The organism is Scytonema sp. UIC 10036, from assembly GCF_009725235.1.
In genome coordinates, this window is sequence record NZ_WJFC01000097.1 from 23,646 (window position 1) to 46,234 (window position 22,589).

Consider the following 22,589-nt stretch of genomic DNA (forward strand, 5'->3'; position numbering starts at 1 on the left):
CAGCAAGGTATTTACAGGTGTTATCGTAAGCCAAAGTCAAAAGAGTATGGAAATGCTTTTTACACTATCATGGAACAGTACAAAAAAACTAATGTTTTTCCAACCCAATCTAAAATCTCTCCTAGTATAAATGCAAGTGCCAGACATCACCATTCACAATGGAATTTGATGCGAGTGCTCCGGAAGAGAACCAGTGAACGAAGATGAGTTTGTCAAGCAGCTCCAATACGTGCAGAAACGCGTGGCTGAACTGCAAAAGAACGCCAGCAAATTACCCTTACATCAACAAAGTCGGTTGACAAAAGCTCTTGAGAACTTGAGCCATGCTATGAGGGACTTGCAAGTCGCAGAGGAAACCATACGACTTTTGCTGTCTGCAGTACAACAATCTAAAGATTCTATTATTATTACCACAGCAAAACTCGATCCACCAGGGCCGGAGATTGTCTTTGTCAATCCAGCCTTTAGTCAAATGACTGGTTACGAGATGGAGGAAGTACTCGGTAAAACTCCACGTTTGTTGCAAGGTCCCAAAACCGATCGCTCAGTGCTAGATGACTTACGTAAACATTTGTCTGAGGCAATCCCATTTCATAGTGAGGCAATCAACTATCACAAAGATGGCACAGAATTTTATGTGGAATGGAATATTAGCCCAATTTGTAATGTCAACCAAACCGTAACTCACTTCATTGCCATTCAACGTGACATTACCGCCCGCAAACGCATGGAGGAAGAACGCGAGTCTCTGCTACACCGGGAACAGGCAAACCGTGAGGAAGCAGAAGCAGCAAACCGAATTAAAGATGAGTTTTTAGCCATGCTTTCCCACGAACTCAGGACTCCTCTGACTCCAATTTTGGGTTGGTCCAAGCTTCTGCAAACAAATAAGTTACCGCAAGCAAAACTACAAGAGGCAATGGCATCCATTGAGGAGCACGCCAAACGTCAGGCAAAGTTAATTGACGATCTGCTCGATCTCTCACGAATTGTGCGGGGCAAATTAACACTTAATTTAACTACAGTGACATTGCTTATACCGCTTGCTGCTGCTCTTGAAACAGTTCGTTTGGCTGCTGAAGCAAAATCAATTCATATTAAGACGATACTTGAAGCAACTGTAGAACCAGTCATGGGTGATGCAGACAGACTGCAACAAGTCTTTTGGAACTTGCTTTCAAATGCCATCAAATTTACTCCAGAAGGCGGCTCCATTATTGTAGAACTACAACGAGTGGAGCGCTACGCTCACATTACAGTCAGTGACACGGGACAAGGTATCCATCCTAACTTCTTACCCTTTGTATTTGACCGTTTCCGCCAAGAAGATAGTTCCATGACGCGCCAATTTGGGGGTTTGGGGTTAGGACTGGCTATTTCCCGGCAAATAGTAGAAGCTCATGGTGGCACAATCGTGGCAGAAAGTCTTGGTGTTGGAAAGGGTACAACCTTTACAATCGAGCTACCCCTGATAAAAGCTCCTCAACAGAAAAATCCAACCCCCAAAACGCCAGAGCTATTCCTGGATTTGAGCAGTATAAAAGTCTTAGTAGTAGAGGATGATGCTGGTACGCGAGAATTTATCACCTTCGCTCTCAAACAGTACGGGGCTAATGTCAACGCAGTGGGATCGGCAGCTGAGGCGCTAGAAGCATTGGCACAGTCAAAGCCAGATATATTGTTAATCGATCTTGGGATGCCAAAAGTCAATGGTTACACTCTGCTGCGTCAGATTAGATCGATGACACCAGAGCAAGGAGGGCAAATTCCGGCGATCGCTCTCACAGCATATGTAGGAGAAAAAGACAAACAACAAGCCCTTGCGGCTGGTTTTCAAATGCATATCCCTAAACCAGTTGAGCCTGCTGAAATAGCCGTAGTTATTGACCAAATTATTAGGCAAAAAGTAATGAGTTAACTTAACTTTGCTTTCTGGCATGAGCGAATGTTGCTAGTGCGTTTGGTGAACCGACATACCGCCAGTGCCAAGGCTCAAAACTTACACCTTGAGAATTATTGCGCTTAAAGGACAATTCAAATCCAAATTCTCGAGCATGACGAGTCAGCCAACGATAAGCATTTGTCCTTTCAAATTCCAAGGTGACATCTTGGTTGGGGGATTTACCATCAGCTAAATCCACAGCAAAACCAGTGTGATGTTCGCTAAATCCAGCAGGTGCGCTGATTTTTGCTGCTGCTTCCACGGAACCGCGACGCTTCACTTGATCTTGAAACAATTTCTGTTGCTGTTCTACGGTACGAAAACCAGAAACGGGTACTATCCAAACACCTTCTTCTCTAGCAGCATACATCATCCGCATCAGTGCTTGTCCTGCTTCAACATTTAAGGACTCAAAGCGTTGCTTGTCGCCAGTGGCATAACTGCTGACAATCATTAATTCGCTGGCATTGGCTTGTGCATAGGGAAAATGTCCATACGCTATTTGATTTTCCACCGATTGTTTCTGGGCTAAGGTAGGATTTGCTGGAATTTGTACTGCTTGGGATGAGACGATAACGGATGATGCTTCTGTTGGATTGGAGGTTGGTACGACGGCAACTACCTTTGGTGGAGAGGAGGTTGTTTCTTCAACAGTTGTTGGGTTTGGTGCAGAGAATTTTAGCGCCAATGCTGCACTCAGAATAATGCCAAATGAAACGGTTGTCGCGATGATGAAAATTCGTGCAATATGAGGTAATTTTTTCAAAAATTTCATACAATTTTAGATTTTAAATTTTGGATTTTGGATTGAGTGATTTAGGTGGCAATTCCTCATCTTCCCTCTGGTGCGCTCTCTGCGTCCTCTGCGGTTTAAAAATAATTTATTGAACCACAGAGGCGCAGAGGACGCAGAGGTAAGAGGTGAGAGGGCTATTGATTTCCTGATATTTTTATTCACCTTGGTTGAGCTGGTTTGTATTTGGGATGCATGCGCTAAAGCGCTACTACGAACCTTTTTTAAGGATATAAATACTCTATGTTCAAATATGGGGATTCATTGGTCACTGATTACTGTTAATAATTTCAGTTGAAGCTATTTTCCAACGCTCATCGATGAATTTCAAAGTATAACGAACTGTTCTTGTTTTATAATCGGTTTCTTTGGGCAGAATGTTGCCGTTTCTATCTAAAAGTGTACGATCTTCAGTCACTTTGACTTGAATAATAGCGCGATCGCCATTCACGGAAAACTCATCTACACTATCTATAGTTTGTACTCCATACTTGTAGGAGTGACCGTCTTTCTTCAAGGAGTTGATGGAACCTCCCTCTCCTGCGGTACTCTCATACTGGCTACCTGTTGTTAACTCAGCAGCTGGTTGGGGATCGTAAGGAGGTGCAAACATGACTCGTTTGGCTTGCAACCACTTATTAATCAAATCTCTTGCTTCATTTTCACGGAAAGTAGGTGGAGATGTTGTATTATTCTGTTGCGATTGCTCAAAAGAATTGTTTGATTGTATCGTGCTTGGTTTTTGTCCTCCAGTAGAAGCAGTTGAGTTTGAACCAGATGTTGAAGTAGAACCCGATTGGACTACAGTTGTTCGATCTGGTGGAGTGGGTGTTTGTCCTCTTAAAAACCAAAAACTACCCACAACACATGCCCCAACCAAAACACCGATGGCAATACCCTGTTGCCAAGGTGCTATGCCATTATGACTTGTTACAGATGCAGTAGCAGCTGCTGGCTCGTAAGAGACAACAGGAGGGTGCCCAACTGGGATGGTTGGTTGCTGTGCTGGTATTGATGGAGGGGATGGAGTGACAGCGGGATAGTTAACGGGGACTGTAGGAGCTACGTAAACTGGTACTGTGGGTGCAACAGGAATCGCAGGAGTTTGCAATGCCCCCAGCATTTGTTGGACACTTGAATAACGATCGCTTGGTGTTCTTCTGATAGCCCTGTCTAACACATCCGCAAAGCTAGAGCTGACATGAGGAGCAAAATCCCGCCAGAGAGTTTCACCCGTGGTATTGTCGCAAGCAAGCTGTTGTGGCATTCTACCCGTGAGCAAATAAATTACCGTTAAGCCCAAACTATAAATATCGCTGGAAAAAACCGGTCTTCCTATAGATTGTTCCGTAGGCATAAATCCCGGAGTGCCAATCACAATGGATGGGTTGGCGTTTCCTGAAGCTATTTCTGTTTGCATTGTCAGCTTCACCGCACCAAAATCAATTAAGACTGGTTTGCCATCCGAAAAGCGCAAAATAATATTATCTGGCTTGATATCTCGATGCACGATGCCCTTGCTGTGGACAAAATCCAGAATCGGCAAAATATTGATTAATATGTCCTTGACTTCACTTTCACCGAGCAAACCTTGCTGATACACCTTTTGGTTCAAAGTTTGACCTTCGATATACTCTTGAACTAAGTAAAATTGCCCATTTTCAGAGAAATAGGCATACAATCGGGGAATGCGATCGCTTCTATCGCCGAGTTCTTCTAAAATCGCCGCTTCTTGCTGAAATCGTTGCTGCACCAATTGATAAACTTGGGGGTTATCAACAACCGGCTTAAGTTGCTTAATCACACAGCGACGATTAGAAGGCATTTGGGTATCCTCTGCTAAGAACGTTTCCCCAAATCCTCCACTTCCTAAGACTCTTAGTACCTTATACCGATTATTTAATGGTGCTGGTGTTATCATTCCTTACCGTTACAGCGCGATGCATACGTAAATGAAAGTAAAATTTTTCATCAATACAATTCATGAGCCAACTCAAAATGAGTGGTATTTAAATTTACTCCTTTTTTAGATTAAATGGTAGCTGTTTACTAATTCTTTACAGCTTTATAGAGCCCCAACTTCTTCAAGAAGTCGGGGCAATACTGCAAGGGATAAGAATTTTTGTAGGAACAGATAACAGAAACGAAACCCAACAAATGCCTGTAAATGTTGGGTTTCGTTCCTCAACCCAACCTACGTGTTTTCATATTTTTGCCACCTAACCCTCTCAAGGTGACTCACAAAATTTTAATTCAGGCAGTAATTCCTCATCTTTCCCCTCTGCGTACTCTGCGTACTCTGCGGTTCAAATTTTATTTAAATACAAGTCCTTAATTATGTATTTTTAACTACCAATACGGAACAAGAGGCATCTTCTACAACTTGACTGCTGACAGAACCCTGAACAATTCGATTTACACCTGTCAACCCACGACTGCCAGTGACAATTAAGTCCGCTTTATAAATGTTAGCAAGGCGAATAATCTCTTGGGCTGGATCGCCTGCAACAAGTTCTATGTCACTTTCAACTGCCAATTGAGTTTGATACCCTTTGAGTTGTTTTTCAACTTGTGAGTAAGAAAATGTTGAAGTTTCTAGGTGAGGGCGATCGGCAGGAAGTTCCATCTCTGATTCTGAAGTAGCAAACACGTGACACAGGATAACTTTGCTATCTTTTGGCAGCATGAATTGCTGTACTGTTTGAATAATTTGTTCGGTAACTTCTGAATCGTCTAAAGCTACTAAAATCGTTTTTATCACCGCTGTCGTCTCCAAAACAGTAGACCTCACACACTGAATAACAGGTAATTATAGTTAATGGCTATACTCACCATGCCCAAACTTTGGGCAGAGTTTGCATAGCCTCAAACCTTAAGTTTGCCAATCGCAAACTCTTTTTTGCAAAAAGTTTAGGCAAAAATTAATAATTCATCTCATCGTTTTCCTTATCAATTCGGCGTTGTACCGAGTTAACGTGTGAAGGTAAGTCCTCAGAGGATGCTAGGGCATCAATTGCATTAGCCTCTTTCTCTAGTGCAGTTTGCGAGTATTGAATAATACTAGAGTGTTTCATAAAGGTTTCTACTCCTAATGGAGAAGCATAGCGGACAGCGCCAGAAGTGGGTAAGGTATGATTGGGTCCTGCTATATAATTGCCCACGGCTTCTGGTGTAAAATGCCCTAGGAAAATTGCACCAGCATTGCGAATAAGTGGTAAGATTTCCCATGGTTCTTGCACTTCCACCGCTAAGTGTTCGGGTGCAAATTCATTAGAGAGTTCTGCTGCTGCTTGCAGTGATTCCACAATCACAATCAAGCCGTAGTGGGCAATGGCTTTCTCTGTCAGCGTTCGTCTGGGATGATCTATCAGCTGTCTTTCCACTGCTACTTGTACGTTTTTTGCCAACCCCGGATCTGTGGTCAGCAAAACGGCTGCTGCCATTGGATGTTGTTCTGCCTTAGCTAACATATCAGCCGCAACGTGAACAGGGTTTGCGGTATCGTCAGCAATGATTAATACTTCCCCTGGTCCTGCAAGGAAATCAATGCCAACTGTACCGTATACTAGTTTTTTCGCTAACGTGACATATATATTACCTATACCTGTAATGATATTGACTTTGGGAATGGTTTCTGTTCCATAAGTTAAAGCGGCGATCGCCTGTGCGCCTCCAACACGGTATATTTCTTGCACTCCAGCTTCTTGGGCAGCGACCAACACGGATGGATGAATCGCTTTTAAAGGTCCCGGTGGCGTAACCATCACTATATGCGGTACGCCAGCCACTTTTGCTGGAATAGCATTCATTAACACTGTGCTTGGATAGGCGGCACGACCTCCGGGCACGTATAACCCGGCCCTATCTACAGGTGTGTAGCGCTTGCCAAGCACTACATCATCATCGTCAAAGTACACCCAACTTTTTGGCATTCGCTGGCGGTGAAACGCTTCTATTTTGCGGCACGCCAACTGAATTGCCTCAAGTAACTCTTGCGATACCTGTTGGTAGGCTGCATCCAGTTCTGAGCCTGTCACGCGCAGTTCTTCTGGCTTCAGGGTTTGATCGTCAAATTCGGCTGTGTATTGCAGTACAGCTTTATCGCCTTGGCGCTTCACTGCCTGCAACACTTCCCGCACGGTTGCTTCTTTATGAAGTACCTGTTCATCTTGGATGCGATCGCAGATCCGTTGTAGTTCTGCTCTAACATCTGCCTGCTGAGTAATGATTCGCAGCATGGAGTAAGGACATTGCCAACGTGAGAAAATTCTTGCAATTGAGCTTGAGTTTTGCTCCTTACCCAAATGAGAGGTGCAAAGCTAACCTCAACTCTCTTCTCTAGCTTAACCTGGATTTTTTTGATACTTCCATGGCTTCCCACATATCGTTTGCTAAAAGCGGATAATTAACAACTGGTGGCTTGAAATAGACAAAACCGTATAAGGTCGGTAGAATTGCCAGTCCTACACAACTTCGCGTTTTATCTCCCGAAGTATGTGGGAAGTTATTAGGATGTTGTTTCAATCAGTTTCTCTGTTCCAGCATAAGTAGAAACTAAGTATAATTTTTGTGTATCTTTTACTTCATAAGCCAACATTTTTACAGAGGGGATGGATTTACTGGCGATCGCCCTACGCACGACATCTCAAACGAAGAGAAAGTGCAGGCGATTTTTACCAACACTTGTGTTACAAGCGGTTAGGCTAAGTTACATTGAGTGATAAGTATCTTATTCTATCGCATTTTTAGACTTGACAGCAAACACTCTATCCCCTTTATCGTCCTTAAAAAAAGACGAAGCGGTAAATTCTATAGCATAATTTTTGCAGTCACCTTTTCCATATAATTAAGGAAAGCAATTAGCCTTTAAAAAAACTACTGTAAACTGCTCAATTAGTCATTATTACTTATTGACACATAACAGGTGTTAGAAATAGTTTCTCAGTGACACGGTTCGGGAGTGAGCCAGTTTATTTGGCAGCCTAAGACTTAATTTGTACACTCACTCAATAGAAAGTTGGAAAAGGAGCCATTGTATGGGCTTGAATGGCAAAACCCATATTCCAGAAATTTTAGAAAAATATGAAGCAGAACTGCTGGCGGACTGGTTGCAAGAGCTAAAGTCTATAAGTAACCGTAGAGGGTTGCTTAAAGATGTAGAATTGCGCGAGGAATGCAGGGAGTTTCTTGAGGTGTTGAAAAATGCCGTACAGCAAGGGAACCTGAATGACATTTTATCTCCAGAATGGAATCCTGTCCGAGAGATACTGACCAGTATTTCCCGCAACCGCAGCCAAAAAGGCTTTACCTCAACAGAAACGGCAAGTTTCGTTTTCTCCTTTAAACAACCCCTGTTCTCCCGCTTGCGCTCCGAACTCCAACAGCATGGGAGCGCCTTAAGTGAGGAAGTTTGGTTAGCAACAACTCTTCTGGATAAGTTAGGGCTTTTGACAACTGAGATTTATCAAAAAGCACGCGAGGAAGTCATTATTCGTCAACAAGAGGAGTTGCTAGCGCTGTCAACACCCGTTGTCAAACTGTGGGGTAGCATCTTAGTATTACCTCTCATCGGCACTCTTGATAGCTCGCGCACGCAAGTTATCACGGAATCTTTGTTACAAAAGATTGTAGACACGAGTTCGCAAGTCGCAATTATTGATATTACGGGCGTACCAACGGTAGATACTTTAACGGCTCAACATTTACTGAAAACGATAACGGCTGCTCGTTTAATGGGTGCGGAATGCATTATTAGCGGAATTCGTCCCCAGATTGCTCAAACTATCGTGTATTTGGGAGTTGATTTGTCTGATGTAGTTACAAAGGCAACCCTCGCTGATGCCTTTGCTCTAGCCCTATCCCAAATTGGTTGTAAGATTACTTGTTCTTCAGAGCGGTAGAGAGGCGCAGTTGTATGGAGCGCATTCCAATACTCCAGATGGGCGAATTTCTGATTGTTACCATTCAAGTCGATATGTACGATCGCTTAGCGATGGCTTTGCACAATGATTTAACAACCCAGATTACTGAGAAAAATGCTCGCGGCGTACTGATAGATATATCGTCTTTAGATATAGTAGATTCTTTTATTGGTCGCATTTTAGGAAACATTGCTAAAATGTCGCGAGTGCTAGATGCGGAAACAGTTGTCGTTGGAATGCAACCAGCAGTAGCGATTACGTTAGTAGAACTAGGAGTGTGCCTGACGGGTATTCGCACAGCTTTAAATGTGGAAAGGGGAATGGCACTCTTGAGAGCTTCATTAAGCAAAGCATCTGAAAGTCCCACGACTCGTTATGCAAAAGATTGAAATAATGAGCATTCAGTCTGGAACGGATATTGTTTTGGTTCGGCAAGCGGTGCGTCAGTTGTCTATTGAGCTAAATTTTAGCTTAGTAGACCAAACCAAAATTGTGACAGCAGCAAGCGAACTTGCCCGAAACACGTTAAATTATGGAGGTGGCGGAACAGTCAAACTAGAAACTCTTGAGGATGATAACCGACGGGGTTTGCGGTTGACATTTGAAGACCAAGGACCTGGGATCTCAGATATTGAACTCGCACTTAAAGATGGTTACACCACCGGTCAAGGTTTAGGTATGGGACTAGGTGGAACCAAGCGGCTGGTCAACGAATTTAATATTGTTTCCCGTGTAGGAGAGGGAACTTGCGTCACTATTACTAAATGGAGGTGACACGATTTTGGCAAATCCCATTGCTTTATCCATCCTGGAAGCCAGTCAGGCTGGGGAAGCGCGAAGGAAAGCACTCTCACTAGCCAGTCATCTCGGTTTCAATGAAACCGAACGGGGTAAGGTTGGTATTGTGGTAACGGAAATGGCTAATAATCTAGTTCGCCATGCCAGAAATGGTCAAATTGTGATGCAAGTCAAGACCAAAAATGAGACTCTAGGTATAGAAATTCTCGCCTTAGATTCTGGCCCAGGAATGCATAATATTGATGAGTGCTTGCGCGACGGGTTTTCCACGGCGGGAACATCAGGAAGTGGTTTGGGTGCGATCGCTCGCCTTTCAAATTTTTTTGATATTTACTCTGTTTCTGATATGGGAACAGCTTTAGTAGCACACCTTTGGGCTGATGGAACGCAACACAAGCAGCAAAAGAATAAACTAGAATTAGGTGTGGTTTGTTTGCCCAAAATAGGCGAAGAAGTTTCAGGAGATGCTTGGACAAGCCACCAAGAAACTCACAGATGTTTGTTGCTGGTTGCGGATGGATTAGGTCACGGATCGGAAGCAGCTAAAGCATCTTTGGCAGCCGTGAAAGTTTTCCACGAAAAAGCATACATGAGTCCCCAAGCGATCGTAGAAGCGACTCACAAAGCGCTACAAACTACAAGAGGATCTGCTTTAGCGATCGCCGAACTAGACCTTGAGCGACAAATTGTTAACTATACTGGAATTGGTAACATTGCTAGCACGATTTTAACTTCTCAAGGCAACCGCAACATGGTTTCCCATAACGGCACTGTCGGGTATGAAATGCGTAAAATTCAAGAGTTTACCTACCCTTGGTCTGAAGGAGCACTCTTAATTATGCATACCGACGGGTTAAAAACTCAATGGCGCTTGGAACAATATCCCGGACTATTTCACAAACATCCTAGCTTAATTGCCGGTATTCTGTATCGAGATTTTAGTCGGGGACGCGATGATGTTACCGTTCTAGTTGCTCGCGAGGAAGAGAGTAGGGAGTAGGGGGTAGGGAGTAGGGAGATGAAAAAGCAGTGTATAATTATTTACTAGGAATATATAGGGGCGCAAGGCCTTGTGCCCCTACTAACAACTAACAACTAACCACCAACAATACTTAAAAGTGAGCATAACACTCCTAACTGTAGAAATTCATTTTGAACAAGACATTGTTATGACTCGTCAACGGACGCGACAACTAGCTCAAATGCTAGGATTCGAGTCTCAAGATCAAACCCGCCTTGCTACAGCTGTTTCAGAAGTTGCTCGCAATGTCTTTCAATATACTAGAGTTGGGAAAGTCGAATTTCGAGTAGAAGGGACTTCGCCTCAAATATTTCAGATTTGTATTGGTGACACCAATCCTACTATCCCAAATCCAGAAACAATTTTAGACGGACAATATAAATCAGATATTGATACAAGTTCAGGGATATTAGGCGCAAAAAGATTAATGGAGCAGTTTCAAATTGAATCAATTCCAGGGCAAGGTACGAATATCCTCATAGGAAAATCCTTGCCTAAACGCTCTTCAATACTAACAGAGCGGGAATTAGCAGAAATAGCCGCCCAATTAATATTGCATTCTCCGCAAAATCCCTATGAAGAAATACAACAGCAAAACCAAGAACTGCTTCGTACTTTAGAGGCGTTACGCAAGCGAGAAGACGAGTTAACTCAGCTCAACCAAGAACTAGAAGACACCAATCGTGGCGTTGTGGCTCTCTACGCTGAATTAGACGAAAAAGCGACTTCTTTAAAGCGAGCTAATGAACTGAAAACTCGCTTTCTCTCCAACATGAGTCATGAGTTTCGTACACCCCTCAATTCAATTATTTCTCTGTCTAGATTGCTGTTAGAGCGAACGGACGGGGAATTAACATTCGAGCAAGAAAAGCAAGTCACTTTCATCAGAAAAAATGCCGAACAGCTTTCTGATTTGGTTAATGATTTATTAGACTTGGCAAAAGTGGAAGCAGGAAAAGTTGTTGTACATCCAACTCAGTTTGAAGTCAGCGATTTATTTGCAACATTGAGAGGTATGTTGCGTCCTCTACTGAGCCATAATTCTTCTATTTCTCTGACTTTTAAAGAACCAAAAAATTTCCCATCACTTTATACAGATGAAGCTAAGGTTGCCCAAATTTTAAGAAATTTTATTTCCAATGCTCTTAAGTATACAGAGCGCGGAGAAATACAGGTTGAAGCTGCAATAGCAGATGACGTAATTTCCTTTTCTGTTGCTGACACGGGCATTGGCATTGCACCACAGGATCGGGAGAGGATTTTTGAAGAATTTGTCCAAATTGAGTCTTCCCTACAAAAACGAGTCAAAGGGACGGGTTTGGGTTTACCTCTTTCGCGCAAATTAGCTGAATTGTTGGGAGGAAGTGTTTGGGTTACGAGTCAGTTGGGAATTGGTTCGACATTTTATACATCCATCCCCATCCGCTATTTCGGTGCTTTGGAAGAACCTTTGTCATTACCCATTAACTTGCAAAAAGACCATACTCGTGCTGCTGTACTAGCAATAGAGGACGATCCCCAAACAATTTTCACATATGAAAAGTATTTTGAGGGTTCAATTTATCAACTCGTTACAGTTCAAACACTTTCACAAGCAAAACAGGCATTGCAAGCGTTTAATCCAATCGTCATTATGCTAGATATTTTGCTGAAAGAGCAAAACACGTGGGCTTTTTTGACGGAATTAAAGGAAAACCAAAAGACACAAAAGATTCCTATTGTTGTCGTGAGTGTAGTTAACAATGAAGCTAAAGCAAAAGCTCTAGGTGCTAATACATTTTTTATTAAGCCTGTAGATAGATTGTTACTGCTCAATCAAATTAATATGCTTGTCAAGCAGGGCAAGCCGCAAAAGCTCTTGCTCATTGATGATGACCCCGCTTCTCGATACGTGCTAAAGCAAGTCTTAAGTGATTGTACGAGCCAAGAAACCTTAGCTTTACAGATTACTGAAGCCAATGATGGAAGCAAGGGGATTCGTTTAGCTCAAGTAGAAAATCCAGATTGTATTATTATGGATATATCTATGCCGAGTATGAGTGGATTTGAGGTTCTATCCCTGCTGAAAAGCAATGCAGCAACTCAGCATATACCAGTGATTATTCATACATCCAGTCTTCTTGATAAGGAAGATAGAAAAAACCTAGTTCAAAATACCATTACGATTCTTTCAAAAGAGGCGACATCTTCAGAAGTGGCAATCGCTCGCCTCAAGGAAGCATTGCTGAGAGCTGGGCTTGCTCTTGTGAGTGTGGGAGAGTGATATGTCTGAGTCGCCAATCACTATCTTGCATATAGACGATAATGAAGCTAACCTCTATGTTATTGGGCGGATGTTGCGAACTGCGGGTTGTAGGGTTATGGAAGCAATGTCTGGTGAAGCAGGGCTAGAGTTGGTAGCTTCACAACCACCAGATCTCATTATCTTAGATGTACAGTTACCCGATATAAATGGATTTGAGGTTTGCCAGCGAATTAAATCTAACTCAAAAACGGCTTCTATTCCCGTGCTTCATTTATCTGCCAGTTTTGTTGAAAGTCGGGATAAAGCACAGGGACTAGAAAGTGGTGCCGATGGATACTTAGTCCAGCCAGTCGAACCAATGGAGTTAATTGCAACAGTTAAATCTTTGCTCCGTATTCGACGGGCTGAAGAATCTGCTTTGTCTCTGGCAAAGGAGTGGCAAACCACCTTTGACTCTATCAGTGATGGGATTGGTTTATTAGATGAAGAAGGTCGGTTTTTGCGCTGTAACACTGCAATGGTATCACTGTTAGGAAAACCATTGTCAGAAATTATTGGTAACTTGCATCAACAAGTGACGCAAACGCTGCTGAGTTCTCTTGAGGCAACACCCTTTAGAAAAACTAAGGAAAATCGATGTCGCGAAAGTATAGAAGTTAAATCTAATAATAACTGGTTTTCTGTTACTGTAGATCCAGTATTTAAGGAGAATTATTCCTTTGCTGGTGCTGTATATATTTTAACTGATATAACAAACCGAAAACAAGTAGAAGCAGCGTTGCAAGCAAGTGAAGAGCGTTTCCGTTTGTTGTTGGAGAATGTGAAGGACTACGCAATTTTCTTCCTTGATAACCAAGGTATTATTACTAGTTGGAGTGCGGGGGCAGAAAGACTTTTGGGCTATCAGGAAGCAGAGATTCTGGGTCAACCTGGTTCCTGTATTTTCACACCCGAAGACTTGGAACAAGGTGAGGACAAGAAAGAATTTAGTAAGGCATTGGCAGAAGGTCGGGCTGAGAATGAACGCTGGCATATCCGTAAAGACAAATCCCGGTTTTGGGGAAGTGGCATTGTTACCCCCTTACGAAATGAGACGGGTCAGGTACAAGGCTTCTGTAAAATTATGCGTGATTTTACCGATCGCAAACAAGCTGAAGATGAACGCAACCAACTGCTTGCTCGCGAACAGGAAGCACGCACCACAGCTGAGGCGGCAAACCGTCTTAAGGATGAGTTTTTGACAACACTTTCTCACGAATTGCGATCGCCTTTAAATTCCATACTCGGTTGGATTCGGTTACTAAATACCAGGAAGTTTGATGAAGTGACGACAGCACGAGCAATGGAGACCATTGAGCGCAATGCTAAGGCACAAGTACAGTTGGTTGAGGATTTGCTGGATGTCTCTCGCATTATTCGAGGTAAGCTTCAGTTAAACCTCAGACCTATTCAACTCATTCCTGTGATAGAAGCAGCAATAGAAACAGTCCGTCCGACAGCTGACGCCAAGCAAATTCAAATCGAAACTGTGTTTGACTCCCAAGCTGGTTTAGTTGCAGGAGATCCAGACCGTTTGCAGCAAGTAGTTTGGAATTTATTATCAAATGCTATTAAATTTACACTCCAAGGTGGATATGTAATAGTACGCTTAGAAAGGGTAGATTCCCACGCAGAAATTACTGTAACAGATACAGGTCAAGGCATTAGCCCAGAGTTTGTTCCTTATGTTTTCGATCGCTTCCGGCAAGCAGATAGTTCCACCACCAGAAAATACTCCGGGTTGGGACTAGGTTTAGCCATTGTACGTCAATTGGTAGAACTGCATGGTGGTATAGTTCATGCTTTTAGCGAAGGGTTGGAGAAGGGAGCGACCTTTAAAGTGAAACTACCGCTTGTTCCAGACAGCGTTGGAGTATTTGCTGTAGGGAACAGGGAAGAAAATGCTAAACTTTTACCCGTGCTTAAGGGGGTACGCACCCTAATTGTCGATGATGAAACGGATTCACGCGAGTTTCTTGTTGCCGCTTTAGAAGAGTTTGGGGTGCAAACTATCGCCGTAGCTTCAGCAGGTGAGGCTTTGAAAGCATTATTAGAGTTGAAACCAGACATACTAATTAGCGATATTGGAATGCCATTTGAGGACGGATATAGCCTGATTCATAAGGTACGACAACTCACAGCAGAACAGGGAGGACAAATTCCAGCTATTGCCCTGACAGCTTATGCAAGAGATGAAGACAGGGAACAAGCGATATCGTCGGGTTTTCAAACGCACGTTTCTAAGCCAGTCGAGCCAGATGAACTGGCAATAGCAGTGGCAAATTTGCTCTTAAGTTAATCAAATTTTTGACAATTTTTATCGAGTGCGATCTGCTAATATGCCAATTAAAAGTGCGACAGCCGATTGCTTAAATTTCATGTATTTTTCTTTCTCAGAAAATTATGCGCTACATCTATAAACGTAAAAAACAGAAACTAATATTTTACAATCAATTCAAGAGTTTATCATTAGCTTTAGTCATTTTTTTTTGCCTTCTGGTGATCGCACCCATTCACAGCCAAGAAAATGCGATCGCCAATGTACCATCAATACAATTGCCACTTTCAACCCGTGGTGCAAAAATCTTAGATACTACTGGTAAGCCAGTAATACTTAGAGGTGTTAACTGGTTTGGTATTGAGACAGAAACCAACGTACCACACGGTTTGTGGAAGCGTGATTATAAAGATATACTGACACAGATTAAAAGCTTGGGCTATAACTTAATTCGATTACCCTATTCTTTACAAGCCCTGCGTTCGACAAATATAAGTGGTATTGACTTTACTATTGGTAGCAACAAAGCACTTGAAGGCAAAAATCCTTTAGAAGTCATGGATGTAATTATTCAAGAAGCCGAACAACAAGGATTGCTCATTCTTCTTGACTGTCACCGCCTCAACAATCAACGCATCTCTGAATTGTGGTATGGAGATGGCTTTACAGAACAAGACTGGATTGATACTTGGAAAATGCTTGCCGATAGATATAAAAATCAAGCAAATGTTATCGGGGCAGACTTAAAAAATGAACCTCATGGAAAAGCAAGCTGGGGTACAGATGATGTAGCTACAGACTGGCGACTGGCAGCAGAAAGGGCTGGCAATGCCATACTTGAAGTTAACCCTAACTGGCTTATTGTAGTTGGAGGAGTAGAAAAAAATGTTCCCAATCAAAAACTAGCCAAGCATTGGCAAGGCGGAAATTTAGAAGGAGTACTGCGATATCCAGTTCGTTTATCAAATCGCAGAAAGCTAGTCTATTCTCCACACGAGTACGGTCTTGGAGTTGCAGATCAGCCTTGGTTTTCCGAACCTAGTTTTCCCAAAAATCTTATCGATCGATGGCAAATAGGATTTCACTATATTTCCAGCCAAAATCGCGCCCCAATTTTTGTTGGAGAATTTGGTGGAAGGCAAGTAGATACAAGTTCTAAAGAAGGAATTTGGCAAAATGAATTTGTGAAATACATTAAAGAAAAAAACTTAAGTTTTGCTTACTGGAGTTGGAATCCCAACAGTGCTGATACAGGTGGTATTTTACTAGATGATTGGCAAAATGTTGATATTCCCAAACAGCAAATGCTATCGCAACTCCTTCCTGTTAATTTTACTCAATTAACTTCTCGTCAACTTACGGTTACTTCTGACATTTACACCAATTGGCAAACCGGATTTTGTGTGAGTTTTAAAATTCAAAATCAGAGCAGTACTAAGGTAAATAATTGGCAACTGACCTTTCAAATGCAGCAAGCTGCCATTAATAATTCATGGAACGCTAATTTCCAACCCAAAGGAACAGCACGTTATCTTGTGATTCCTTTGGATTGGGGACGTGTCATTGAACCCAATCAAGTCCGTGAAGTTGGTTTTTGTGCAAATAAACTAGGGTTAAATATCAGCCTACAGATGTGAAAGTTGAGTAGGAGTAGGAGTAGGGGTAGGAGTAGGGTAGGAGTAGGGGTAGGGAGTAGGGGGTAGTGACAAATGAAAATGACAAATGACAAATGACACTTACAAGATACGTAAAATCTTCAACCAACATACCGGAACCATATGCCTCTAGTGGCGAGCCTCGTAAGTCCAACTCAGCATGAATCTGAAAATTAGTCATATCTATGAGATTTTCTCCCCAAAAACGTAGAGACTGTCATCAATCGCCAAATTTTTCAATAGGGCACAATTTCGCCTTTTCCACCCAAAACAAGCATATCTGGTCATTCCTGTGATTCTTCCTAGGGCGATCGCTCCAATTTAAGAATGCAAATTCGAGACATTAATCCTGTTATCCAAACTAGGATAACTCTTCAAATTTTTAAATTTCCTGTGTGACTTCTGGTGCTCGTAAGCTTCATAGGCATTAGCACCAATTGGCAACTTTCCATACTCTTCCCACGAGAATTGACCAAAGTATTAACTAAAATTCCTTCTCATAATCTGTACTTCCAGCGCGGACATTTCTCCCCATATTACGCACTAGACCCCGTTGAAAATTTTTTTTTAAATGCAGGAGATAACTGCTTTCATTACCCAAAGAAAAGCTAGAGCGCTTCTCCCTGCTGTAAATCAGCTTCACTAATACCTCCCAAGAACGCATAGCAATAAAGTCGGAGACTGCTCCGGTGCAAAGTATGTCTTATATTGTCTCTAAGCAATTCTTCACGGACGATAAGTAACTCTAACGTGTGTTTTTGCATCGTAATTTTTGCAGCATAAGCTTCGGGATTCCAATCACTACCCGCAAAATGCCTTTACAGCTTGTCCGCGATTCGTGAATATAGAATAGTCTAATGTAAAGTATCAGTACTAAACCAGTTCTTTGGACCATTGATCCGCATAAGCCCTAATGCCCGATCCCAGCATATTCTCGGCAAAATCAAATCTGCACTGGTTCTAGTACCGTTGATACGACTAATTCCTCAGCTAATAATTCCATAATGAACTCTCGCTGGGTATTAGTACCTGATGGCAATACTTAGGGGTCTACGGGTAATTGGGAAGTTCTTCACGTATTCCGCGCAAAAGCTGTGTACGCCACTTGCCAATCTACTTCCGCAATTTCCAGTAAAGGGAAACTGACGAAAACTACTCGCCCAATCTGCATCAAAGTCAGTTTATCCAGCCATCAGCAACGCACCTGTTTGCCGTACTTTGGCATAATAAAACGCGGGGTGTGGGCTGCTTTCGCTTTAAGTTTTACGTGAATTGTCGCTTTCTCTTTTATCAGGAGAGTGTCTATCATTGGTAAAGCTAACTTCTAAGCAGATAATTTTTCGTGTTTCATGAGTTGGGAGTTAGGGAGGGATAGGTTAGTAGGAGTAGGAGTAGGAGTAGGGAGGTGGAGAGTGGGAAGTGGGGATGGAAGAATATAAGAACTACATTCTACTTGTCCCCCTTTTCCCCTGTCCCCCCTGTCCCCTTGTTCCCCTTTTTTTCCCTTGTCCCTTTGATTCTCAAGAGCCTCCACCAAAACTTCAACGTTGGCAATAACAAACGGGTCGACCTGACCTACCCAAATAGCTTGGTTTGGTCTCCCTTACCCACAAAAAGGAGTACCGTACATCTGCCAATGGAGTATTACCTATTTTAACCAAACTTGCCAAAATTCTGGAGTTGTGGCTCGGTAGTTGGGTTGCGAGAGTTTTTGTCAGTTGGTTTCATCAGCTTTGCGTACTCGCAACCAAATGGCTTTATATCGCCGATCGTCTATGACCAAGAGCGATTTGATTCCAGGGGAAGCTTTCTTTTGAGACACGTGCCTCAGTAAGAAAGGTTTACATGGAATCAAATCGCTCTTGGTCATAGACGATCGCCGATATAAATCCATTTGGTTGCGAGTACGCAAAGCTGATGAAACCAACTGACAAAAACTCTCGCAACCCAACTACCGAGCCACAACTCCAGAATTTTGGCAAGTTTGGTTAAAATAGGTAATACTCCATTGGCAGATGTACGGTACTCCTTTTTGTGGGTAAGGGAGACCACGACCAAGCTATTTGGGTAGGTCAGGTTTCCCGTTTGTTATTGCCAACGTTGAAGTTTTGGTGGAGGCTCTTGAGAATCAAAGGGACAAGGCACACACACGCGCACAAGGGGACAGGGGGGACAGGGGAAAAAGGGGACAAGTAGAATGTAGTTCTTATATTCTTCCATCCCCACTTCCCACTCTCCACCTCCCTACTCCTACTCCTACTCCTACTCCCTATCCCTAGCATAACTCCCAATTCATGAAACACGAAAAATTATCTGCTTAGAAGTTAGCTTTAACCAATTGATAGACACTCTCCTGATAAAAAAGGCAGAAAGCGAACAATTCACGATAAAACTTAATAGCGAAAGCAGCCAATTTACGCGTTTCAATCATGCCAAAGTACGGCAAACAGGGTGCGTTGCTGATGGTTGGATAGAACTGACTTTGATGCAAGATGGGCGCAGTAGTTTTCGTCAGTTTCCCTTTACTGGAAATTGGGAAGTAGATTGGCAAGTGGCGTACACAGCTTTGCGCGAATTACGTGAAGAACTTCCCCAATTACCCGTAGACCCCTATTTAGTATTGCCATCAGGTACTAATACCAGTCGAGAGGTTCATGTTGGGAATTTATTAGCTGATGAATTAGTCGTATCAACGGTACTAGAACCAGTGGCAGAATTTGATTTTGCCGGGATATATGCTGGGGGATCGGTCATTAGGGCTTATGCGGATTCTAATGGTCAAAAACACTGGTTTAGTACTGATACTTTCACATTAGACTATTCTATATTCACGAATCGCGGACAAGCTGTTAAAGGCACTTTTGCTGGTAGTGATTGGAATCCCGAAGCTTATGCTGCAAAAATTAGCGATGCAAAAACACAGTTAGAGTTACTTTATCGTCCGGTGAAAGAATTGCTTAGAGGACAATATAAGACATACTTTGCACCGGCAGCAGTCTCCGACTTATTGCATATGCTTTCTTGGGGAGGTATTAGTGAAGCTGATTTACAGCAGGGAGGAAGCGCTTTAGCTTTTCTTTGGCGTAATGAAAAGCAGTTATCTCCTGCATTTAATTTAAAAGAAAATTTTCAACGGGGTCTAGTACCGCGTTTCAATGAATGGGGAGAAATGTCCGCGCTGGAAGTACAGATTATTGAGAAAGGAATTTTAGTTAATACTTTGGTCAATTCTCGTACCGCTAAGGAGTATGGAAAAGTTGCCAATGGTGCTAATGCCTATGAAGCTTTACGAGCACCAGAAGTCACACCAGGAAATTTAAAATTTGAAGAGATTATTCCTAGTTTGGATACAGGATTATATGTCTCGAATTTGCATTACTTAAATTGGAGCGATCGCCCTACAGGAAGAATCACAGGAATGACCAGATATGCTTGTTTTTGGGTGGAAAAAGGCGAAATTGTTGCACCTATTGAAAATTTGCGATTTGATGACAGTCTCTACCGTTTTTGGGGAGAAAATCTCATAGATATGACTAATTTTCAAGAATTCATTGCTGAAGTTGGGACTTACGAGGCTCGCCAACTAGGAGGCAATATGGTTCCGGGTATGTTGGTTGAAGATTTTACGTATACTTTGTAAGTGGTCATTTGTCATTTGTCATTTGTCATTTGTCACTACCCCCTACTCCCTACCCCCTACTCCCTACTCACGCAGTTACCAAGCGGCGCAAAGATTCAGCACGCCGTTTTGCTGTAGCATTGTTGGGATTAATTTTTAGTGCATTTTCGTAAGCTTCTAGTGCTTGGGTGTTTAATTTTTTCCGTTCGTATGAATGACCTAAATTGTTAAACGCTGTTACGTAGTCAGGTTTGGTTCTCAACGCTTCTTTGTACTGACGAATCGCTAAGTCATACTGTTCTTGGGCAAAGTAGGCATAACCCAACCCATTGTAAATATATGCAACATTTTCTTCTCCTTCTTCTTCAGCTGCTTTGAGTGCTTTTTGAAAGAGAGCGATCGCCTGCGAGAAAACCTTTTTTTCAGAATAAATACTAGCTAATTCGTAATATTCTTGAGTCGTACCTTTTTCTTTGGCTAGCTTCTTTCGCAAGCGTGACAGAGAACCCTCTCGCTTGCGAGTTTTAATGATTTGGCGAAAGATGATGACAACTGTAAATGCAAGCAGACTGACTAAAACTGAGAGATAAATAGTTGCTAAATTGTTATCCATTGCCAAAAATGCAGAACTTTTCTCAAATAGAACTCATGGCTCAGATAACAATTGTAGCTTCAATAGCGCTGGTTGAATCACCAGGCTTGACTCCTATTCCCCTGTCGCCAGTCCCCAGTTCCCATTTTTCGTCGGCAAACCCCAGTATTTGATACGTTCTTGAAGCCAACCAGAATCGATATAGCGAGCGATCGCTACATTCACCCGTCTTCGCAGTTCATCATACTGCAAACCTTTGGGCATCACCACAGACAATGGTTCTGTGGACAGTTTATTTGGTAATATTCGATACTGACGATACTGTTGAACCAAACCACTTAGAACACTTCCATCTGCGGCAAAAGCAGCAACTGCATCTTTTTCCAAGAGAGCAATTGCTGCTTGATAAGAATCGACTCCGACTAACTCAGCACTTGGCAAATAATATCGTACTGAGGCAATTGTGCTTGAGCGATCGAGTACAGCTATTTTCCGTTTTGTCAGATGGCTTAACTGCTGCACCGTATTATCTTTTGTCACCAGTGCAGCGCCATCAAAGTAGTAAGGAACGCTAAAACTCACTAAACGAGCACGTGAAGACGTTGCTGTGACTCTAGCAATGGCGATGTCAACCTTATCTTCCAAGACGGCTGACAACCGATCTTGATTTGTCACGGGTTGGAGGCGAACCGAATCTTCTTTACCCAGTAAGTCTACTGTCAATGCTTTTGCTAAATCAATTTCTAAACCTTGCAATTGACCCCTTGCATCTCTAAATGCTAACGGACGCAAGTTATCTTTGACAGCAATCTTGATGTAGCCTCTTCGTTGAATCTCTGGCATTTGGGCAGCAGATGCGGACAATCGTGCATCTGCAAAAACAAAGCAGAAAGCTAGAAGCACAAAAATGGCAGCAGATAACAGAGGATATAACCGATCGATAGTTTTCCATCTGTTACATCCGTTACCCATCACCTGTTACCTTTATCCTTTTACTTGTGTTGCCAATTCAGCCACTTTGCTGAAGCTAGCTGGATCGAGGACTGCCAATTGCGCCAACATCTTGCGGTTGAGTTGGACATCTGCTTTTTTGAGATTGCCCATTAACTTGCTATAGCTCATACCGTGTAGGCGAGCAGCTGCATTAATGCGAGTAATCCACAGACGACGGAAATCGCGTTTGCGCTTTTTGCGATCGCGATAGGAATTCCGAAGCGCCTTCATCACTCGTTGATTGGCAGTTCTAAACAGAGTTGACTGAGAACCGCGAAAACCTTTAGCTAGTTTGAGAATTTTTTTGCGGCGTTTGCGAGCAACGTTACCGCGTTTTACCCTTGTCATATTTTCTATTCCACCAATTAATTACAAATAAGGAAGCATTCCGCGTACATTTTCTTCATCGCGCTCGTGGACAACTACCATTTTGGACAGTTTCCGCTTTTTATTAGAACTTTTGTGCTCTAAGAGGTGATTTTTGAAAGCTTTACGGCGCACGATTTTGCCACTACCAGTGGCGCGAAATCTTTTCGCCGCTGCTTTGCGAGTTTTTAGTTTGGGCATATATTGGCGTTAATTCGACACAATCCCCAATTATAAACTATGAATGGGGAATTTTGGATTTTGGATTTTGGATTTTGGATTTTGGATTTTGGATTTTGGATTTTGGATTTTGGATTTTGTATTTTG

At 42.5% G+C, this 22,589-nt stretch carries 20 protein-coding genes; 10 read left to right on the forward strand and 10 right to left on the reverse strand.

Features of this window, described 5'->3' with window-relative positions; genetic code table 11:
- The first annotated feature begins 193 nt into the window (after window positions 1–193).
- On the forward strand, window positions 194–1,918 hold the full coding sequence (locus tag F7734_RS34720) for an ATP-binding protein (RefSeq protein ID WP_207714286.1): 1,725 nt from the start codon (window positions 194–196) through the stop codon (window positions 1,916–1,918).
- Window position 1,919: 1 nt separating this feature from the next.
- On the opposite strand, the gene F7734_RS64145 is transcribed toward F7734_RS34720, so the two are convergent.
- From F7734_RS64145 to hisD, 4 genes are all read right to left on the reverse strand, one after another.
- Window positions 1,920–2,717, reverse strand: coding sequence for a M15 family metallopeptidase (locus tag F7734_RS64145; RefSeq protein WP_243147246.1), 798 nt, complete (start codon window positions 2,715–2,717; stop codon window positions 1,920–1,922).
- Between the two features lie 286 nt (window positions 2,718–3,003).
- Window positions 3,004–4,656, reverse strand: coding sequence for an IMS domain-containing protein (locus tag F7734_RS34730; RefSeq protein WP_155749064.1), 1,653 nt, complete (start codon window positions 4,654–4,656; stop codon window positions 3,004–3,006).
- Between the two features lie 414 nt (window positions 4,657–5,070).
- The gene (locus F7734_RS34735; protein WP_166482336.1) at window positions 5,071–5,496 is read right to left on the reverse strand and encodes a universal stress protein; all 426 of its coding nucleotides are present in this window, start codon (window positions 5,494–5,496) and stop codon (window positions 5,071–5,073) included.
- Window positions 5,497–5,656: 160 nt separating this feature from the next.
- Window positions 5,657–6,973 carry a histidinol dehydrogenase gene (hisD, locus tag F7734_RS34740; RefSeq protein WP_155749065.1) on the reverse strand — a complete coding sequence of 439 codons (1,317 nt, stop codon included), beginning with the start codon at window positions 6,971–6,973 and terminating at the stop codon, window positions 5,657–5,659.
- 331 nt (window positions 6,974–7,304) lie between these two features.
- Between hisD and F7734_RS34745 the strand changes: the two genes are divergently transcribed.
- The 8 genes from F7734_RS34745 to F7734_RS34780 all read left to right on the forward strand — a co-directional run bounded on the left by F7734_RS34745 (window position 7,305) and on the right by F7734_RS34780 (window position 16,674).
- Window positions 7,305–7,442 (forward strand): hypothetical protein, encoded by a 138-nt coding sequence (locus F7734_RS34745; RefSeq protein WP_155749066.1) that lies wholly within the window; start codon window positions 7,305–7,307, stop codon window positions 7,440–7,442.
- 329 nt (window positions 7,443–7,771) lie between these two features.
- A complete protein-coding gene (locus tag F7734_RS34750) occupies window positions 7,772–8,635 on the forward strand; it encodes an STAS domain-containing protein (protein WP_155749067.1) in 864 nt (287 codons plus the stop codon).
- A gap of 14 nt (window positions 8,636–8,649) precedes the next feature.
- Window positions 8,650–9,045: an STAS domain-containing protein gene (locus F7734_RS34755; protein WP_155749068.1), complete on the forward strand. Its 396-nt coding sequence runs from the start codon at window positions 8,650–8,652 to the stop codon at window positions 9,043–9,045.
- A complete protein-coding gene (locus F7734_RS34760; protein ID WP_155749069.1) occupies window positions 9,032–9,430 on the forward strand; it encodes an anti-sigma regulatory factor in 399 nt (132 codons plus the stop codon). Before F7734_RS34755 ends, F7734_RS34760 begins: the two co-directional genes overlap by 14 nt.
- A 7-nt stretch (window positions 9,431–9,437) precedes the next feature.
- The gene (locus F7734_RS34765; protein WP_155749070.1) at window positions 9,438–10,454 is read left to right on the forward strand and encodes an ATP-binding SpoIIE family protein phosphatase; all 1,017 of its coding nucleotides are present in this window, start codon (window positions 9,438–9,440) and stop codon (window positions 10,452–10,454) included.
- A gap of 118 nt (window positions 10,455–10,572) precedes the next feature.
- Window positions 10,573–12,738: an ATP-binding protein gene (locus tag F7734_RS34770; RefSeq protein WP_166482337.1), complete on the forward strand. Its 2,166-nt coding sequence runs from the start codon at window positions 10,573–10,575 to the stop codon at window positions 12,736–12,738.
- Window position 12,739: 1 nt separating this feature from the next.
- Window positions 12,740–15,058 (forward strand): response regulator, encoded by a 2,319-nt coding sequence (locus F7734_RS34775; RefSeq protein WP_155749071.1) that lies wholly within the window; start codon window positions 12,740–12,742, stop codon window positions 15,056–15,058.
- A gap of 104 nt (window positions 15,059–15,162) precedes the next feature.
- Window positions 15,163–16,674, forward strand: a complete 1,512-nt coding sequence (locus F7734_RS34780) for a cellulase family glycosylhydrolase (protein WP_155749072.1) — start codon at window positions 15,163–15,165, stop codon at window positions 16,672–16,674.
- Here F7734_RS34780 and F7734_RS34785 read toward each other — a convergent pair.
- On the reverse strand, window positions 16,658–16,873 hold the full coding sequence (locus F7734_RS34785; RefSeq protein WP_155749073.1) for a hypothetical protein: 216 nt from the start codon (window positions 16,871–16,873) through the stop codon (window positions 16,658–16,660). The two genes, F7734_RS34780 and F7734_RS34785, sit on opposite strands and share 17 nt — an antisense overlap.
- A 1,533-nt stretch (window positions 16,874–18,406) precedes the next feature.
- Window positions 18,407–18,604 (reverse strand): hypothetical protein, encoded by a 198-nt coding sequence (locus F7734_RS34795; protein ID WP_155749075.1) that lies wholly within the window; start codon window positions 18,602–18,604, stop codon window positions 18,407–18,409.
- 426 nt (window positions 18,605–19,030) lie between these two features.
- On the opposite strand from F7734_RS34795, the gene F7734_RS34800 reads away from it, so the two are divergent.
- Entirely contained in the window at window positions 19,031–20,332 is a 1,302-nt protein-coding gene (locus F7734_RS34800) for a TldD/PmbA family protein (RefSeq protein ID WP_155749076.1), read from the forward strand.
- A gap of 67 nt (window positions 20,333–20,399) precedes the next feature.
- On the opposite strand, the gene F7734_RS34805 is transcribed toward F7734_RS34800, so the two are convergent.
- The 4 genes from F7734_RS34805 to rpmI all read right to left on the reverse strand — a co-directional run bounded on the left by F7734_RS34805 (window position 20,400) and on the right by rpmI (window position 22,463).
- Complete coding sequence (locus F7734_RS34805; protein WP_155749077.1) at window positions 20,400–20,924, reverse strand: tetratricopeptide repeat protein; 525 nt, start codon at window positions 20,922–20,924, stop codon at window positions 20,400–20,402.
- A gap of 93 nt (window positions 20,925–21,017) precedes the next feature.
- Complete coding sequence (locus tag F7734_RS34810; RefSeq protein ID WP_155749078.1) at window positions 21,018–21,875, reverse strand: transporter substrate-binding domain-containing protein; 858 nt, start codon at window positions 21,873–21,875, stop codon at window positions 21,018–21,020.
- A gap of 12 nt (window positions 21,876–21,887) precedes the next feature.
- Entirely contained in the window at window positions 21,888–22,244 is a 357-nt protein-coding gene (gene rplT, locus F7734_RS34815) for a 50S ribosomal protein L20 (RefSeq protein WP_155749079.1), read from the reverse strand.
- 21 nt (window positions 22,245–22,265) lie between these two features.
- On the reverse strand, window positions 22,266–22,463 hold the full coding sequence (gene rpmI, locus F7734_RS34820) for a 50S ribosomal protein L35 (RefSeq protein ID WP_155749080.1): 198 nt from the start codon (window positions 22,461–22,463) through the stop codon (window positions 22,266–22,268).
- Between the last annotated feature and the right edge of the window lie 126 nt (window positions 22,464–22,589).

Bases quoted from the DNA above. Each gene is read 5' to 3' on its own strand.
- rpmI (WP_155749080.1), bottom strand. From the start codon at position 22,463: ATGCCCAAACTAAAAACTCGCAAAGCAGCGGCGAAAAGATTTCGCGCC.
- F7734_RS34780 (WP_155749072.1), top strand. From the start codon at position 15,163: ATGCGCTACATCTATAAACGTAAAAAACAGAAACTAATATTTTACAAT.
- F7734_RS34785 (WP_155749073.1), bottom strand. From the start codon at position 16,873: ATGACTAATTTTCAGATTCATGCTGAGTTGGACTTACGAGGCTCGCCA.
- F7734_RS34750 (WP_155749067.1), top strand. From the start codon at position 7,772: ATGGGCTTGAATGGCAAAACCCATATTCCAGAAATTTTAGAAAAATAT.
- F7734_RS34775 (WP_155749071.1), top strand. From the start codon at position 12,740: ATGTCTGAGTCGCCAATCACTATCTTGCATATAGACGATAATGAAGCT.
- F7734_RS64145 (WP_243147246.1), bottom strand. From the start codon at position 2,717: ATGAAATTTTTGAAAAAATTACCTCATATTGCACGAATTTTCATCATC.
- rplT (WP_155749079.1), bottom strand. From the start codon at position 22,244: ATGACAAGGGTAAAACGCGGTAACGTTGCTCGCAAACGCCGCAAAAAA.
- hisD (WP_155749065.1), bottom strand. From the start codon at position 6,973: ATGCTGCGAATCATTACTCAGCAGGCAGATGTTAGAGCAGAACTACAA.
- F7734_RS34810 (WP_155749078.1), bottom strand. From the start codon at position 21,875: ATGGGTAACGGATGTAACAGATGGAAAACTATCGATCGGTTATATCCT.
- F7734_RS34760 (WP_155749069.1), top strand. From the start codon at position 9,032: ATGCAAAAGATTGAAATAATGAGCATTCAGTCTGGAACGGATATTGTT.
- F7734_RS34805 (WP_155749077.1), bottom strand. From the start codon at position 20,924: ATGGATAACAATTTAGCAACTATTTATCTCTCAGTTTTAGTCAGTCTG.
- F7734_RS34730 (WP_155749064.1), bottom strand. From the start codon at position 4,656: ATGATAACACCAGCACCATTAAATAATCGGTATAAGGTACTAAGAGTC.
- F7734_RS34755 (WP_155749068.1), top strand. From the start codon at position 8,650: ATGGAGCGCATTCCAATACTCCAGATGGGCGAATTTCTGATTGTTACC.